The 14,491-nt window shown below is 65.2% G+C and carries 13 protein-coding genes and 1 pseudogene; 4 read left to right on the forward strand and 10 right to left on the reverse strand.

Translation table 11 applies throughout. The annotated features are described in order from the left end of the window. Positions 1 to 236: 236 nt before the first annotated feature. From AC3A3G_RS03080 to AC3A3G_RS03115, 8 genes are all read right to left on the reverse strand, one after another. Positions 237 to 1,271 (reverse strand): DUF7146 domain-containing protein, encoded by a 1,035-nt coding sequence (locus tag AC3A3G_RS03080; protein ID WP_487487518.1) that lies wholly within the window; start codon positions 1,269 to 1,271, stop codon positions 237 to 239. Continuing rightward, positions 1,271 to 5,590 carry a strawberry notch-like NTP hydrolase domain-containing protein gene (locus AC3A3G_RS03085; protein WP_487487519.1) on the reverse strand — a complete coding sequence of 1,440 codons (4,320 nt, stop codon included), beginning with the start codon at positions 5,588 to 5,590 and terminating at the stop codon, positions 1,271 to 1,273. Before AC3A3G_RS03085 ends, AC3A3G_RS03080 begins: the two co-directional genes overlap by 1 nt. A 157-nt stretch (positions 5,591 to 5,747) precedes the next feature. Next, on the reverse strand, positions 5,748 to 6,044 hold the full coding sequence (locus AC3A3G_RS03090) for a hypothetical protein (protein ID WP_064332277.1): 297 nt from the start codon (positions 6,042 to 6,044) through the stop codon (positions 5,748 to 5,750). Next, the gene (locus AC3A3G_RS03095; RefSeq protein WP_064332276.1) at positions 6,041 to 6,307 is read right to left on the reverse strand and encodes a DUF6117 family protein; all 267 of its coding nucleotides are present in this window, start codon (positions 6,305 to 6,307) and stop codon (positions 6,041 to 6,043) included. The genes AC3A3G_RS03090 and AC3A3G_RS03095 overlap by 4 nt, the downstream gene beginning before the upstream one ends. Continuing rightward, positions 6,304 to 6,720: a hypothetical protein gene (locus tag AC3A3G_RS03100; protein WP_487487520.1), complete on the reverse strand. Its 417-nt coding sequence runs from the start codon at positions 6,718 to 6,720 to the stop codon at positions 6,304 to 6,306. Before AC3A3G_RS03100 ends, AC3A3G_RS03095 begins: the two co-directional genes overlap by 4 nt. A 131-nt stretch (positions 6,721 to 6,851) precedes the next feature. After that, the gene (locus AC3A3G_RS03105; RefSeq protein WP_487487521.1) at positions 6,852 to 8,972 is read right to left on the reverse strand and encodes a ParB/RepB/Spo0J family partition protein; all 2,121 of its coding nucleotides are present in this window, start codon (positions 8,970 to 8,972) and stop codon (positions 6,852 to 6,854) included. Positions 8,973 to 9,208: 236 nt separating this feature from the next. Beyond that, the gene (locus tag AC3A3G_RS03110) at positions 9,209 to 9,709 is read right to left on the reverse strand and encodes a hypothetical protein (RefSeq protein ID WP_064332273.1); all 501 of its coding nucleotides are present in this window, start codon (positions 9,707 to 9,709) and stop codon (positions 9,209 to 9,211) included. 115 nt (positions 9,710 to 9,824) lie between these two features. After that, complete coding sequence (locus AC3A3G_RS03115; RefSeq protein ID WP_487487522.1) at positions 9,825 to 10,775, reverse strand: ArdC family protein; 951 nt, start codon at positions 10,773 to 10,775, stop codon at positions 9,825 to 9,827. Between the two features lie 242 nt (positions 10,776 to 11,017). Here AC3A3G_RS03115 and AC3A3G_RS03120 point away from each other — a divergent pair, with 242 nt between their 5' ends. Genes AC3A3G_RS03120 through AC3A3G_RS03130 form a run of 3 tightly spaced genes read left to right on the forward strand, consistent with a single transcriptional unit; the run spans position 11,018 to position 12,211 of the window. Next, a complete protein-coding gene (locus tag AC3A3G_RS03120) occupies positions 11,018 to 11,611 on the forward strand; it encodes a DUF6088 family protein (RefSeq protein ID WP_487487523.1) in 594 nt (197 codons plus the stop codon). Next, entirely contained in the window at positions 11,604 to 11,726 is a 123-nt protein-coding gene (locus tag AC3A3G_RS03125; protein WP_487487524.1) for a hypothetical protein, read from the forward strand. Before AC3A3G_RS03120 ends, AC3A3G_RS03125 begins: the two co-directional genes overlap by 8 nt. Beyond that, the gene (locus AC3A3G_RS03130; RefSeq protein ID WP_487487525.1) at positions 11,723 to 12,211 is read left to right on the forward strand and encodes a nucleotidyl transferase AbiEii/AbiGii toxin family protein; all 489 of its coding nucleotides are present in this window, start codon (positions 11,723 to 11,725) and stop codon (positions 12,209 to 12,211) included. Before AC3A3G_RS03125 ends, AC3A3G_RS03130 begins: the two co-directional genes overlap by 4 nt. Here the strand turns inward: AC3A3G_RS03130 and AC3A3G_RS03135 are convergent. Continuing rightward, positions 12,211 to 12,479, reverse strand: a pseudogene (locus AC3A3G_RS03135) (Tn3 family transposase); the annotation flags it as partial. The gene AC3A3G_RS03130 and the pseudogene AC3A3G_RS03135 overlap by 1 nt on opposite strands. 124 nt (positions 12,480 to 12,603) lie before the next feature. Further along, on the reverse strand, positions 12,604 to 13,539 hold the full coding sequence (locus tag AC3A3G_RS03140; protein WP_487487526.1) for a LysR family transcriptional regulator: 936 nt from the start codon (positions 13,537 to 13,539) through the stop codon (positions 12,604 to 12,606). Positions 13,540 to 13,652: 113 nt separating this feature from the next. Between AC3A3G_RS03140 and AC3A3G_RS03145 the strand changes: the two genes are divergently transcribed. Continuing rightward, entirely contained in the window at positions 13,653 to 14,447 is a 795-nt protein-coding gene (locus AC3A3G_RS03145) for a type 1 glutamine amidotransferase domain-containing protein (RefSeq protein WP_120253501.1), read from the forward strand. The last annotated feature ends 44 nt before the right edge of the window (positions 14,448 to 14,491 follow it).

Raw genomic sequence — 14,491 nt, forward strand, 5'->3', positions numbered from 1 at the left:
GATGGCGAAGGCCGGCGATTTTGTTTCGCGATGGAAAGGCGCGGGTTCGGGGTCCCCGCGCGGCCTGCCGCGTGGGGTGGACATGCGCCGCCGGAAAATCGTCGGCCGCAGCCATTGCTGATCCGGCCCGGCTGATGGCCGATCGCCCTCTCGAAGGCCGAGGCGCGGTCCTTTTGCCGTCACTGGCGCATCGTTGCGGGAATGGGGGCTGCGCGCCACCTGTCAGCCCCTTCCGGCTAAGCGGCCAGATCCATGAAGCGCGCGACGTCCTCTGGAGCGAGCTGCACTCGAACGCCTGCCCGAAGCGCATCGATACCGAGCCGCCGGAGATCCTCGTTGAAGTCCCCGAATGCCGGCGACAATGGGATGGCCTCGATTCCCTCGGCGTTCGCCCGTTCGATCAGCATGTCCCGCGCGCCGTCACCGGCCGGATCGTCGTCTCGGACGATATAGAGCCGCCGCAATGTCGTCGGGAACAGGATGGCGGCCAGATGTGCTGCCGAGAGCGCCGGCGCCATCGCCATGTCGGGCAGGACCTGCCGGAGCGACAGCATGGTCTCGATACCTTCGCCTGCCGCCATCACGCTGCCGGGCGCACCGATGCGGACGGCATTGCCGAGGAGATCGCCCATCGCCTTGCGCGGTGTGTTGATGGGGGCTTTGTCGGAGCCGTCAGGCGCAAGCCAGGTGCGGTGCGCGCCGGTGATCTTGCCAGCGAGGTCGGTGACGGCGGCGATCATGGCGGGCCAGGTCTCGGTCGGGCCATCGTCGGGCTTGTAGTAGCAGCGGGGGTGGAAGCGCAGGTTTCCGGTTCCGTGCAAAAGCGTAATGCCGCGTCCGCGCAGATAGGTCTGCACAATGGTCCCGGTGATCGGTTGCGTCATGGCGATGAGACGGCGTGCCGCCTCGGGCGACCCCGATGGCGCTGGCGCCAGTCCGCGGCGTGATGCCGGCTCGGGTTCGGGATGCGGCAGGCTGAGGAAGGTACGCGCCTCTTGAGCAACGTCTGCGAAGTCGATGAGGCCGAGCGATTCCCGGATGATGTCGAGAAGGTCGCCATGTTCGCCGGTGGCGGCGTCGGTCCATTTGCCCGCTGGTCCCTTCGGTGTGTCACGCAGGCGCACGAACATGGAGCGGCCTGCGGCATTACGAGCATCGCCAACCTGCCAGTAGTTGCCCTGCCGGTGGCCGTTGGAGAGATAGTGGCGGCAGACCGCCTCGGCCTGGCGGCCGAGACTGTGTGCCAGTTCAGAAGCGTCCTGCCGAGCCATCACGCTGCCTCACGCTCGCTGATCCGCTCGACCGGATAGGTGGCGAGCAGCTTGCCGATGATGGCGGGACCAGAGGCATCGACCGGAACGAAGAAGCGCAGCTTCCACGAGATGATCTCGCTGAAGAGGCCATAGGCGCGCAGGCGATCCCGCATGATGTCGGTGAAGCCGGACAGTTCGATCCGGTTCGCGCCCATGACGCGCGCGCGGCGAAGCTGGAGCCCGCTGGCCAGGTCGAGGATGGTGCGACCATCCACCAGAGCGGCGTAGGCATCATCGCTGCTGAGGTTGGCCGTTCCCGTCGAGGCGGCATTCATGGCCCAGGCGGGCGAAACCCGCCGCCCGATGATGCGTTCGCCATCATCGGTCTGGAGCCGATAGACGCGCGTCGACTCGTTCGGCAGGCGCTTCCACACCGGCAGGAGCAAACCGCTGACCATGTGGATGGCGCCATCGGTATAGGCCGGCACTTCGGCGACTTCACGTTGCCAGACCGCTGCAAAGCTGTCGCGAGCGGCTTCCTGCCAATGGCTGTCTTCCATCATGGCAAGGGTTGCGTGGTGCTGTTCCATCGGCCGGATCAGGCGGACGCGACGTTCGATCTCGCCGTCGTCGAGCATGATGGACGGCGCCGGCACCTGGACAGCAGCGCGTCCCGACCGCGCGTTGATGAGCAGCCGGGCATGCGGATCGTCGAGCCAGTCGAGCGCCGTATCGAGCGTGGTTGGCTGGTTTCGGCGGCGCTCGGTGATGGTGAGCAGCCGCGTCTGCGCGCCCGTTGCCGGATGGGTGTAGATGGTCGTGCGCTCAGCGACGACGAAACTCTCCGCCGTCAGCGTTTCCAGCCCGACATCATAAACGCCGCTGGCGATGGCTCCGGCCACCTTGGCGTCGAGCAATTGCTCGAAGGCGGTAAAGAGGATGCCCTGAAGCTCGATGGTCAGCGCCAGCAGGCGGTTGAGGAACGTGGTGATCGGCGGCAGCTCGTCCTTGATGCCGTTGTCATCGGTCAATTTCAGGCCGGTCGCAGACTCGAAGCGACCCAGCGAGCAACCCTCGACCTTGCCGCGAACGATCAGGAGATAGAGCTGCCGCAGCGCATCGCGGGCGTAGCTCGATTCCAGATTGTCCTCGGGCCGGAACAGACCCTGGCCGCCGGTCTGGCGCTGACCGCGCGTGATCGCGCCCAGCGTATCGAGCCGGCGTGCGATCGTGGACAGGAAGCGCTTCTCGGCTTTGACGTTCGTGGCGATCGGACGGAACAGCGGCGGTTGCGCCTGGTTGGTGCGGTTGGTGCGGCCCAGACCCTGGATGGCGGCGTCGGCCTTCCATCCGGGTTCGAGCAGATAATGCACGCGCAGACGCTGGTTCTTCGCTGACAGTTCGGCGTGATAGCTGCGGCCGGTGCCGCCGGCCTCGCTGAACACGAGAATGCGCTTCAGGTCGTCCATGAACGCAGCCGTCTCGGCAAGGTTGGCGGATGGCGCGCGGTTTTCGACGGCGAAGCGTTCGCCTTTGCGGACGATGCGCCGGGAGCGGCCCGTCACCTCGGAGACCATATCTGTGCCGAAGCGCTGCACGATCTGGTCGAGCGCCCCCGGAACGGGAGGCAAAGACGCAAGACGTTCGATCAACTCGTCACGGCGCGCGACAGCTTCGCGGCTCTCGACGGGGTGGCCGTCGCGATAGACCGGGCGCGAGGACAGATTGCCCTCGCCATCCGTGAACGGCTCGTAGAGCTGGACCGGAAAGGAATGGGCCAGATAGTCCAGAACATATTCGCGCGGCGTGATGTCGACGCGAATATCGTTCCATTCCTCGGTTGGAACTTCCGCCAGCCGGCGCTCCATCAGCGCTTCGCCGGTCGAGACGATCTGGACAACAGCGGCGTGGCCGTCATTCAGGTCACGTTCGATGGACCGGATCAGCGTGGGCGTTTTCATCGACGTGAGCAGATGGCCGAAGAAACGCTGCTTGGCGGACTCGAAGGCCGAGCGGGCGGCGGACTTGGCCTGGCGGTTCAGTGTGGCTCCCCCGCTGTCTGGGCTGCCGGTGATGTTGGCCGCCTGCATCGCGGCGTCGAGATGATTGTGGATGACGGCGAAGGCGCTGGCGTAGGCATCGTAGATAAGCCGCTGCTCGTCGGTCAGGGCGTGCTCGATCAGCTCATATTCGACGCCATCGTAGGAGAGCGAGCGGGCGGTATAGAGGCCCAGCGCACGCAGATCGCGGGCGAGCACTTCCATGGCCGCGACACCGCCGTCCTCGATCGCCTCGACAAATTCGGCGCGGGTGGCGAAGGGGAAATCCTCACCGCCCCACAAGCCGAGCCGCTGGGCATAGGCGAGATTGTGGACGGTGGTCGCGCCGGTAGCCGACACATAGACGACGCGCGCGTTGGCCAGCGCATGCTGGAGCCGAAGGCCCGCGCGTCCCTGCTGCGAGGCGGCAACGTCGCCGCGTTCTCCCTTGCCGCCTGCGGCATTGGCCATGGCGTGGCTCTCGTCGAAAATGATCACTCCATCGAAATCGGAGCCCAACCATTCGACGATCTGCCGGACGCGGGAAACCTTCTCACCACGGTCGTCGGAGCGCAGCGTGGCATAGGTTGCAAACAGGACGCCTTCCGACAGCGCGATCGGCCGCCCTTGCGGGAAGCGCGACAGCGGCGTGACCAGCAGGCGCTCCATGCCGAGCGCGGCCCAATCGCGCTGCGCGTCCTCGATCAGCTTGTCGGATTTGGAGATCCAGACTGCCTTGCGGCGACCGCGCAGCCAGTTGTCGAGGATGATGCCGGCAGATTGACGTCCTTTGCCGGCCCCGGTGCCGTCGCCGAGCATGAAGCCGCGCCGGAAGCGCACGGCGTTTTCGGCATCGGGCTTGGCCGCCTGCACGAGATCGCAGGTCGCATCGACGGTCCAGGAGCCGGTGAGGAAGTCCGAATGGGCTTCGCCGGCATAGATGACGGTTTCGAGCTGGGCGTCCGACAGGAGATCGGTGATGTTCGCGGGCAGCATCGGCCGATAGGCGGGCTTGGGCGGTGCAACGCTCGCCATGGCCGCCGACTGCACGAGCTTGGTGGGGTGCGCCTGAGAACTGGCAATGCGGATCGACTGCAATCCGTATTCTTCATAGATCGCATCCGTGAGGTGGGCGCCTTCCGGCGGCGTCCAGTCCATCGTGTCGTAGGCGAGTTCAACGCCCTGCGGATCCATGGTGGAGCGTGCGGCCGGACGCTCCGTGGCGGTGCGCGCGAGATAACCCCGCACGGTGCGGGGCGCCGAACCCGACACGGGCGGCGCGATGTCAGGCAGTGCGACCAGCAGGCGCGGTGGAATCTGCGCTTCGATCCATGCGAGCAGTGTGGCGACGTCGGGCGCGAGGCCAGCGGACAGGGGAAACGCGGCCGGGTCTTCGGCCGGCAGCTTGTCGATGACGGTGAGCCGCGTTTCGATGCTCGTGCCATGCTTTGCATAGACCGAGCCGTGGATCGCCGCGGTGAAGACGACGCGGCCACGCTCCTGAAGCCGAACGAAGGTGTCGCGCCAGGCCGGTTGCTCGGGGCCGAAGTTGGCGCCGGTGATCGTCACCAGACGCCCGCCATCGGCAAGCCGCGCCAGGGCCGAAGCAACATGACGCGCAGCGGCGTCGGCGACCCGACCGGAGACGTTCGCCATCACTGAGAAGGGCGGGTTCATCACGATGACGGAAGGGACGGCGCACGCCGGAAGGTGGTCGTCGATCTGGGCGGCGTCACACCGCGTGACGGCAAGGGCTGGAAAGAGCTGGCCAAGTAGATCGGCGCGGGTTTCCGCCAGTTCGTTGAGAAGCAGCGAGCCGCCGCTGATCTCGGCGAGGATGGCGAGAAGACCCGTGCCTGCCGACGGCTCCAGCACAATGTCGTGCGGTGTGATCGCGGCGGCCGCGATAGCGGCGAGGCCGAGCGGGACCGGCGTCGAGAATTGCTGAAGCGCCTGGGCTTCCTCGGAGCGACGGGTGTGCGTCGGCAGAAGGCCGGTGATTTTCGACAGGGCGGAAAGCCGTGCAGCCGGAGTGCCGGCTTTACGGAAAAGCGCCCGTCCGTATTTGCGCAGGAACAGGACGGTCGCGCCTTCACAGGCTTCGTAGGCCGTCTTCCAGCCCCAGGCGCCGCTCGTGTCGGAAGCCTCGAAGGCCGTTTCCATGGCGATACGGAGATTGGCGTTGTCGATCCGCTGGCCGCGTTCGAGCAGGGTGAGGAGTTGATGGGCGGCGGCGATGATGGCGGACGCGCGGGCAACGGGCGCAGCCGGACCGGCTACGGGCGACATGATGTTCATGGATCGGAACCTCGGGAGAGCGGGAACGGGAAGCCCGGACGGCGCTCTCTCTCGACCGCACGGACTCAACCCGTCCCGGCGGCCCTCTCACTCTCGAACACGTCGCTGCCGACATGAAAAAAGCGCCTCGGCCGAGCGGCAGAGGCGCTTTGAGGGGTCAGGCCCAGTGTCCGTCGGTGATCTCGCGGGCGACGAGCCTGCGCGCCTTGCGGATTAGGTCATCGCCGCTGGTGTCGATGTGTCCGAAGAACCGGGCGCGCGCGCCGTTCGCGGTCCAATCGGCATAGGCGCAATATTCGCGAGCCTCGGCCCGGAAGGCCCGCATGTCGCTGGCCCAATGGGGCTTGGGTTCCACGACGACGGTGATGCCGTCTCTGGTTTCCAGCCAGGGGAGAGACCGCTCGGCGGGCGGACGCTCGGAATCGGCGGCGAAGATGGCGTCGATGTCCATCATGACGCTTCTCCCGGTGTGCCCCGATGAATGAAGCCGCCAGGATCGCCGGGGGCGGGCGGCAGGTAGGCGTCATAGGGATTGCCGTCGGCGAGGTGGCCGAAGGGCGTGAAGACGAAATCACCATGATCTCGCCCCACCGCGCAGATGACGTAACGCGGAGCGCCGGTCACGGCATCGAGGCATTCCATGAGCGCAAGGTTGCCGTCACCGGCAGCGCGCAGCAGCGTCTGAAAATTGCTCTGGGCATGGGACGGAATGCTCATAGCGGGCCTCCCTCGTCGGAGAGTGTCTGGCCGAGCCAGCCATCGGTGTAGATCCAGTCCACGGTCTCCCCGGTGGCGAGATCGAGGACATGCGCGCCGCCGCCGAAGCCGTCGAGCCGGGGCTTCGAGCAGGTGTTGGCATATTGAAACCCCCAGCGGCCGGTCAGACAGAACTCTGCGGCGCAGCGCTTCACGAACTGGATCAGGCGCTCGGGATCGCCAGTGTCGTCGTCGTGCATCCAGAGCTGCGTGCCGCCATGCTCGGGCTGGATCGAGAGGAGGAAGCCCTCGGAAGGCGGTTCTTCCGTTGCGCCGGCCTCGGACAGGCGGTTGTAGAGGTCGAGCGCGCGTGCGGCGTTCTCGGGCGTGCCGACATCGAGCAGGCACGAGAAATGGGTGAAATAGTCGGCCATGACAGGCTCCTGAGACGAGAATGCCCGGCCCGCACGGCACAGCCGCGCAGGCTGTCGAGCGTGGGACCGGGCGGTGTGGAAGATCGGGGTGAGATGCGCGGGACGAACGGCGCCGCCCCGCGCGATCCGCGCTATTCGGCGGCGACGGCGTGCTGGACTTCATCCTCGTCGGTGTCTTCGTCCTCGCCGTCCTCGGTGAGGAAGTCCGGCAAGGCGGTGTCTTCGCCGGCATCGGCCTGATCGTCGGGACCAGACTGATCGCCATCGATGGACGCCAGGCGCAGCGGTTCGGGCAGCCAGCCGCTGTCGGACAGAAGGCGTTCGGCTTCCTTGGCCATGTCGCCCTTCTTCATGTGGTCGATGAGCTGCGCGGCCCGCTCGCCGGCGCCTTCGCGGACGGCCTCGAGAATGCGGGGCTTGGTCACGCGGCCGAGATAGTTGCCGACCGTGGGCTTCCAGCCTGCGGCCACCATGTCCATGCCCGTAGCCCGTGCGAGCCGGTCGGCCTGCGCCTGACGCACATCGAGGCCATGCTGGCTGACGCCCGAGCCGGAATAGGGGTTCGGACGCTCGAACAGCGCATTGACGCCGTAGCTGACGCAAAGCGCCAGAAGCTCCAGGCGCGTGCCGTCATCGAGATCGGTCAGCCATGCCCAGAGCGCCTGATCGTCAGCGGGGATGTGATCCCCCCAGCGTTCGTGGCGATCGTTGACCGCCTGCGCCGATGGGCTGTCCTTCAATTCCTCGGACTGGGCCGAGAAGAAGATGTGGCGGACATTGGCCTCGAGGCAACCGGACGGGTTGGTGTGGATGAAGGTGTCGCTCAGAAGCTTGTGCAGCAACATGGTCATGGCGACGTGCGGATGTTCCGCCAGCGCGTTGCGCAGCGCCAGGGTGCGATGGGCGGTCAACTCGATCACGAGACGCTCGGGCAACGGCTTGATGCCGTCTTCCTCATCGTCCTCGGGCTCGGCGGGCTTGCCACCGATGGTGATGACCGCGCGTTGGACGGCCGGCGTATCGGGCTGGTCGCCCTCGGACGCCTCGCCATCGGGCTCGGCCTGGGGCTCATCCTCGGCGCGGACATAACCGCGGTCGATCGACAGCGAGCCGTCAGCGTCGAGGCTGACGAAGGCGCCGGCGATTGCGATGTCGGCCTGATCGTAGCTGACGGGGCGGTTCTCGAAGGCCTCCAGAGCCTGCTCGATCTCGCCGAGACGTTGATCGATCACGTCTGGCAACTCGTCGGCCTCGGAATATTCCGCTTCGATCCGGTCATATTCCTCGCGCAGCGCTTCGCGGGTCGCACGCTCCTCGTCGGTCAGATCGACCGCAACGCCGGCGAGTTCACGCAGGCCGTGGTCGTGGCCATAGGGGAAACTGACCGCGACCTCGATCCACTTCCAGCCTTCCTCGGCGATCTGATCGGCGGTGGCTTTCAGCTTCTCCGCCACCATACGGTCGAGCAGGACGGGGTCTTGCAGCCAACCGCCGTCGTCGGACTGGAAGAGATCGCGCAACACGACGCCGCCCGCGGCCTCATAAGCCTCGATGCCGATGAAGACGGCCCGCTTGTCTGAGGCGCGAACCGCGGTCTCGGTCAGCATCCGCCGGATCTGATAGGGCTCCTTCTGCCAGCTATCCTTGATCGCGTCCCAGACCTGCTCCTGACGGGCATGGTCGGGGCTGACGGTGAAGGCCATGAGCTGTTCGAGTGTCATGCCGTCATCGGCATAGATTTCGAGCAGGGTCGGCGAGACGGAGGCGAGGCGCAGGCGCTGCTTTACCACGGTGACGTTGACGAAAAAGGCAGCGGCGATGGCCTCCTCGGTCATGCCCTTGTCGCGCATGGCCTGAAAGGCGCGGAACTGGTCGAGCGGATGGAGCGGTGCGCGTTCCATGTTCTCGACCAGCGATACTTCGTCGACGAGGATGTCGCTGTTGGCGTCGCCGATGACGCAGGGCACCGTCGCCGTCTTGGCCAAACGCTTCTGCTTCACGAGCAGTTCGAGTGCGCGATAGCGGCGACCGCCGGCCGGCACCTCGAACATTCCGGTCTCCGCGCCATCGGCGTCGAGGACAGGACGGACATGGAGGCTCTGGATGAGGCCGCGCCGTGCGATGGACTCGGCCATTTCCTCGATCGAGACGCCGGCCTTGACGCGGCGGACATTGGACTGGCTCAGCACCAGCTTGTTGAAGGGGATGTCGCGCGCTGACGACAGGGTGATCTTCTGGATGGCACTCGCCATGTTCGTTACTCCGCGACGGGCGGCCGGGAGACTCTCTCTCGACCTCCAACCCGTCACGAAGCGAAGCGCCGCCCTCTCACTCTAAGAAGGGCAGCGCCGCAGAAGCGGAAAAGCGTGAAGCCGGAGACCCGCTTTCCCGCCTTTCCGGTTTTCAGGATCGTTACGCTGCGCGAGGCCTCCCATTAATTGGGTCACACACAATCCATTCATGTCGGAGTACGGCTTGCTATCGCCGGCTACGCTTCCACAAGCGACCAGTCGATGCGTAGCCGGTGCCCCCTTACCTTGCCTTTGGGGAGGGCTTTGCGGTCGATCAACTTGCCTCGCACCTCAAAATCCGCGTTGATCTTCACGATCAGGATCTTGCTGAAATTGCGCTCAAGATTGATCTCGACAACATCACAATTCTTGAATGGCGTGATGGTTTTCACCTCAACGAAGTCATTGCCAAGACGGCCATCGGACCCCTTGGCGTAATTGCGGTGCAGCTTGATTCCATGGGTGATTGCGCCATACAGCTCGCCAATGTCACCATATACTTGCAGGTGTCTGCCGGTGAGATGGTAGTATTCCTCGGCGGTGCCGATCAGCGACTCAAAGACAGATACAAGCGACAGGTCGGCATTGGGATAGCGCGCGCGCCACTCTTTATATTGAATTTGCTGATTGATTTCGTCCCAGCTCACCCATTCACCATCATCCCATATGGCGTTATCTGGCCCCAAGGTGTTTTCCATCACGAGTTTCGAATCCCACTGCGTCCTGTTGCCTGCAAAGGCTGGGGGAAGTCTACAGCAAGGTCAGTAATGGACTGTTAAGCCTTGCGTGGGCCGATTTCACCATGTGTGTCCATCACGCTACTTCCTGTTCGTGGCCGGCCATGCCGACATCCGCATCGGGCAAGAAGCCGAGCAGCCAATCGGCCGCCTTGCTGGCCTGGGAGGCGGCGCGGACGATGGCGCGATTGTCCTCGCGCAGGACCTCCAGCCAGGCGCCGATATAATCAGCGTGGCGGACGGTCGGCTCGATGCCGAGGGACGCGCAGCAGAAAGCGGCGTTGATTTCGGCCACCAACTCCTCGAAGGCGTATTTCTTCGTGCCGAAGCCGCCGGTCAGGTCGCGACCAAGTCGGGAGGCATGACCGCTGGCGTGCCCGAGTTCGTGTAGGGCCGTGCGGTGCCAGTTGATCGGCTCGAAATAGGCCTGCGGCGGCGGCACCTGCACATAGTCGTGCGCCGGCACATAGAAGGCGCGATCGCCGCCGATGCGGAAATCGATGCCCGTCGCTTCGATCAGAGCCTCGACGCGCGGCTCGATGAGGCCGGGTGGCGGCGGTGGAGCGATGGCGGCGATGTTGTCCGGCAGGCCGTCGCATTGCGCGGCGTTGAAGACGGTGAAGCGCTTGAGGAACGGAATCGCGGCGGCGTCCTCGCCGGTCTCGCGGGCTCGGCGCTTCTCGTCCTCCGGCGTGAAGCGGTCGGCATAGACGACGGTCGTGCCATGCTCACCCTTGCGGACATTGCCGCCCAGCGACAGTGCCTGGCGGAAGGTGAGCCAACTCTGGCCGGGGAAGCCGTGCTGGATCACCGCCCCCCAGAGGATGAGCACGTTGATGCCGGAATAGTGCCGTCCGGTCGCAGCGTTGCGGGGCATGGCGAGCGGCGCCTTGACCGCGGCCGATCCCCATGGATGGACCCAGGGCGCACGGCCCGCCTCAAGCTCGGCGATGATCTTGTCGGTGATGTCGTCATAGAGGCTCGCCCGGCCTGAACTGGCGCGGGCACTGTGGTTTTTGCTGAACATCGCGGTTCTCCGCGACGGGCGCCGGAAACCTCTTCTCCAGCCCTCAACCCGTCACGGGAAACCCGTCCGCACTCTCACTCTATGGGGGCGTTGCGGGGATCTCCCCGCAGAAGGGGTCGGGCGAGACCCTTTGGCTCGACCGCAGGGGAAGGCTTTCCCCCTTGTCCGTGCTTTTCCGCACCGAAGGCGCTTTCCCTGAAAACTGTCAGAAAACTGCGTATGTTCCTGACAGGAGAAAGACAATGACACGGCTGACCGAACAGATTCTGTCGCATATGGCGGGTCTGCCCGAGGGCGCTTCTGTGTCCGCTAAGGGGCTGCTCCATCTCGGTAATCGCGCCGCGGTGGACCAGGCCTTGTCGCGTCTGACCGAGCGCGGACAACTCATCCGGGCTGGGCGCGGTGTCTATCTCCGCCCGGTCGCCAGTCGGTTCGGGACGCGCGCGCCGTCGGTCGAACAGGCTGTGGAGGCCCTTGCCAGCCAGCGTGGCGAGACCATTGTCTCGAACGGTGCCGCGGCCGCAAACGCCCTTGGCCTAACGACACAGGTGCCGGTTCGCTCGGTCTATCTGACTTCTGGGCGCAGCCGGAAGATGAATCTCGGCAAGCAGGTCGTGGAATTGCGCCATGCCCCGCGCTGGCAATTGGCTCTGGCCAACCGGCCGGCGGGAGAGGCTGTCCGGGCCTTGGCCTGGCTCGGCCCGGAGAAAGCCGAAACTGCGCTCAGGACATTGAAGCGAAAGCTGCCGCCCAGTGCATTTGGCGAATTGGTGGCGGCCGCGCCGCAGCTTCCGACATGGTTGGCGCAGAGTGTCGGGAAGGCGGCCTATGGCTAAAACCTTCCTGCTCCTCTCGGCTCAGGATCGCCGCGACGCCCTTGGCGTCGCGGCTGATCGTTCGGGGCGGCCCGCGCATCTGCTCGAAAAGGACGTCTGGGTGGTGTGGCGTTGAGCACGCTCTACGCGGCGCCGCTTGGTGAGCATCTGGTGTTCAAGGGCGGCACATCGCTGTCGAAAGCCTATCAGGTCATCCATCGGTTTTCCGAAGATGTGGATCTGACCTACGACATCCGGGCCATCGCGCCTGACCTGGTCGGGGACAATGGCGAGGGCCTGCCGAAAACACGAAGCGAGGAAAAGCGCTGGTCCAGCGAGGTTCGTCGCCGGCTACCAGAATGGGTTGGCGCTGTCGGGCAGCCAGTGATCGCCGACGCCCTGGCAACGGAAGGTCTGGCGGCGACGATCCGCGTCGAAGGTGATCGGCTGTTTATCGACTACGAACCGACCTCAACCGGATCGGGCTATGTCGCCCCCAGTGTGATGCTGGAGTTCGGCGCGCGGTCGACGGGCGAGCCGGCCAATCTGCGCGACGTTGTCTGCGATGCCTCAGGCCTTCATCGATGGCCTGTTAATCCCGACAGCGCCAGTCCATTCTAACGTGGGTAAGCGGAAAATCTGCGCAGCATCGCCGATGCGGTGGCTGTGCCGCTGCGGATCGAGATAATGAGACGCAGCAGTTCGTCCCAATGGGCGTCAACATGCCCGATTGCGACCGGATCGCCGCTCATGCGGCCAGCAGCAGCCGCGCTTCCTGGCCCGGCAGCAGATGCAGACGCCGGTCCCTCGGGCCGCGCAGGCGCGTCGCGAAGCGGTAGCCGATGAATGGCATGAGGCCGAACACATGATCGGATGCGCCGACGGTATCTCTTCGCCCGCGGTGAGCCGATGCCGCTTCGTGAGATGGCGTCGGTGGAAATGCGCAAGAGGAACCTCAGCCTTCAGGGGCGCTTACGGAAGTCAACCGGCGTCGCGCGGCCGACAGACGTCCATCACGCTGGCGACGGCATGGCTGTCGCTGCCGTCTTGCCCTTGAAGTCGGTGATGACCTCGCCGATCAGCGCCCGTAGCCAGCGGTGTGCGGGATCGTGCCGGTAGCGGACGTGCCAGGCCATTTCCACGGGAAAGCTGCCGAGGTCGACCGGGGCGGGCAGGATCTTCAGCCGGGGGTCGTGCATCAGCCGCCTGCAGATGAGCGAGGGCAGGGTGGCGCAGTAGTCGGTCACCGCCACCATCTCGGCTACCGCGAAGAAATTGGTCACGGAAATCGCGACGTCGCGCTTAAGCTGCTGCTGCGCCAGCGCCTGGAACAGCCCGGCGCGCATCCGGCCAGGCGGCACGATGTTGACGTGCTTCATCGTCTCAAACTGCTCGCGCGTCATGGCATCGCCGATGGCCGGATGGTCGGCGCGGACGGCGCAGGCGAGCCCTTCGTCCATCAGGTGCTGGACGACGAGGTTGTCGGGCGGATCGACGATGCGGCCCAGCACGAGCGCCGTCGTGCCCGACACGACGCCTGTTTCCACAAGATCGTTGCCGTAAGGCGTCAGGCGGAGCTTTACGCCGGGCGCGACCTTCTCCAGGCGCGCCAGGACAGCGGGGACGATGACGAACTCGACATAGCCGTTCGGCGCGATCGTGAAGAGCCGTTCGGCCTGTGCGGGGTCGAAGGCCTGCTGACCGAGGACCGCGTCGTCGAGCTGGGCGAGTGCCTCGGCGATTAGCGGTGAGAGTTCGAGCGCGATCGGGGTCGGCTGGATGCCGTAGCGCTCACGAACGAACAGTTGGTCCTGCAGCATCAGTCGTAGGCGCGACAGGGCGTTAGACAGGGCGGGCTGTGTCATGCCCATGCGCTCGGCGGCCCGCGTGACGCTGCGCTCCTCCATCAACGCGACGAAGATCGGCAGCAGGTTCAGATCGTAGCGCATACAGTCATCCTGTTAGCGTTATATCTGAAATCAAAAAGATAAACTTCTAGAATATGTCAACGAGGCCCATTTAGCGTCCATCGGTGATCGACGCCGCGAACATGGAGGTTCAGATGAGCAAGGGTCAGGTTCTCGTTCTTGGATCGAACGCGACGCAGATCGGTCTGCGTGGCGGCGGTACCGCGACGGTCGGTCAGTATCTCAACGAGACGGCGGTCCCCGCGCTGGCTCTGCTCGACGCCGGCTATGATATTGTTCTCGCCACGCCCAATGGGGCCAAGCCGCACATCGACGCCGTCTCCGTTTCGGTTGATCATTTTGGCGGCGATGAGACGGCATTCCAGCGCGCCAAGGACTTTTTTGCCAGCCACCCGGCGATGAACGACGTGCGTACGCTGAAATCGGTCGTCGACGAGGGTCTGGACGGCTTTGCTGGCGTGTTCGTGCCGGGAGGTCACGCGCCCATCGTCGACCTCATGGTGGACCGCGATGCGGGCACGATCCTCCGTCACTTCCACGCAGCGGCCAAGCCGACCGCGCTCCTCTGCCACGGACCGGTGGTCGTTGTCGCCGCGCTCGAGGATGCTCCGGCCTTCCGCAAGGCGCTGGAGGAAGGCGATGACGCCGGGGCGGCCGACCTGGCGCGAGACTGGATCTACGCGGGCTACCGCATGACAGTCTTTTCGGCGAGCGAGGAGAAGATCGCTGAGGAGCAAGTGCTGGAGGGCGAGCTCTACTTCGACATGGAAAAGGCGCTGCGGTCGGCCGGTGGCGACGTCTCTGTCACCGACAGGAACTTCGCTTCGAATGTCGTCGTGGACCGGGAGCTGATCACGGGTCAGAATCCGGCATCGGACCGGGCCATGGCCGACGCGTTGATCGAAGCCCTCGATCGCGCCGCTGCGTGAGTACGAGGATGACCGGCGGGGCGCTCAGGGTGCGCCCTCCCTCG

The sequence above is a fragment of the Brevundimonas sp. Soil_N_31 genome, from assembly GCF_057655995.1.

Bases quoted from the DNA above. Each gene is read 5' to 3' on its own strand.
- AC3A3G_RS03080 (WP_487487518.1), bottom strand. From the start codon at position 1,271: ATGGCTCGGCAGGACGCTTCTGAACTGGCACACAGTCTCGGCCGCCAG.
- AC3A3G_RS03085 (WP_487487519.1), bottom strand. From the start codon at position 5,590: ATGAACATCATGTCGCCCGTAGCCGGTCCGGCTGCGCCCGTTGCCCGC.
- AC3A3G_RS03090 (WP_064332277.1), bottom strand. From the start codon at position 6,044: ATGATGGACATCGACGCCATCTTCGCCGCCGATTCCGAGCGTCCGCCC.
- AC3A3G_RS03095 (WP_064332276.1), bottom strand. From the start codon at position 6,307: ATGAGCATTCCGTCCCATGCCCAGAGCAATTTTCAGACGCTGCTGCGC.
- AC3A3G_RS03100 (WP_487487520.1), bottom strand. From the start codon at position 6,720: ATGGCCGACTATTTCACCCATTTCTCGTGCCTGCTCGATGTCGGCACG.
- AC3A3G_RS03105 (WP_487487521.1), bottom strand. From the start codon at position 8,972: ATGGCGAGTGCCATCCAGAAGATCACCCTGTCGTCAGCGCGCGACATC.
- AC3A3G_RS03110 (WP_064332273.1), bottom strand. From the start codon at position 9,709: ATGGAAAACACCTTGGGGCCAGATAACGCCATATGGGATGATGGTGAA.
- AC3A3G_RS03115 (WP_487487522.1), bottom strand. From the start codon at position 10,775: ATGTTCAGCAAAAACCACAGTGCCCGCGCCAGTTCAGGCCGGGCGAGC.
- AC3A3G_RS03120 (WP_487487523.1), top strand. From the start codon at position 11,018: ATGACACGGCTGACCGAACAGATTCTGTCGCATATGGCGGGTCTGCCC.
- AC3A3G_RS03125 (WP_487487524.1), top strand. From the start codon at position 11,604: ATGGCTAAAACCTTCCTGCTCCTCTCGGCTCAGGATCGCCGCGACGCC.
- AC3A3G_RS03140 (WP_487487526.1), bottom strand. From the start codon at position 13,539: ATGCGCTACGATCTGAACCTGCTGCCGATCTTCGTCGCGTTGATGGAG.
- AC3A3G_RS03145 (WP_120253501.1), top strand. From the start codon at position 13,653: ATGAGCAAGGGTCAGGTTCTCGTTCTTGGATCGAACGCGACGCAGATC.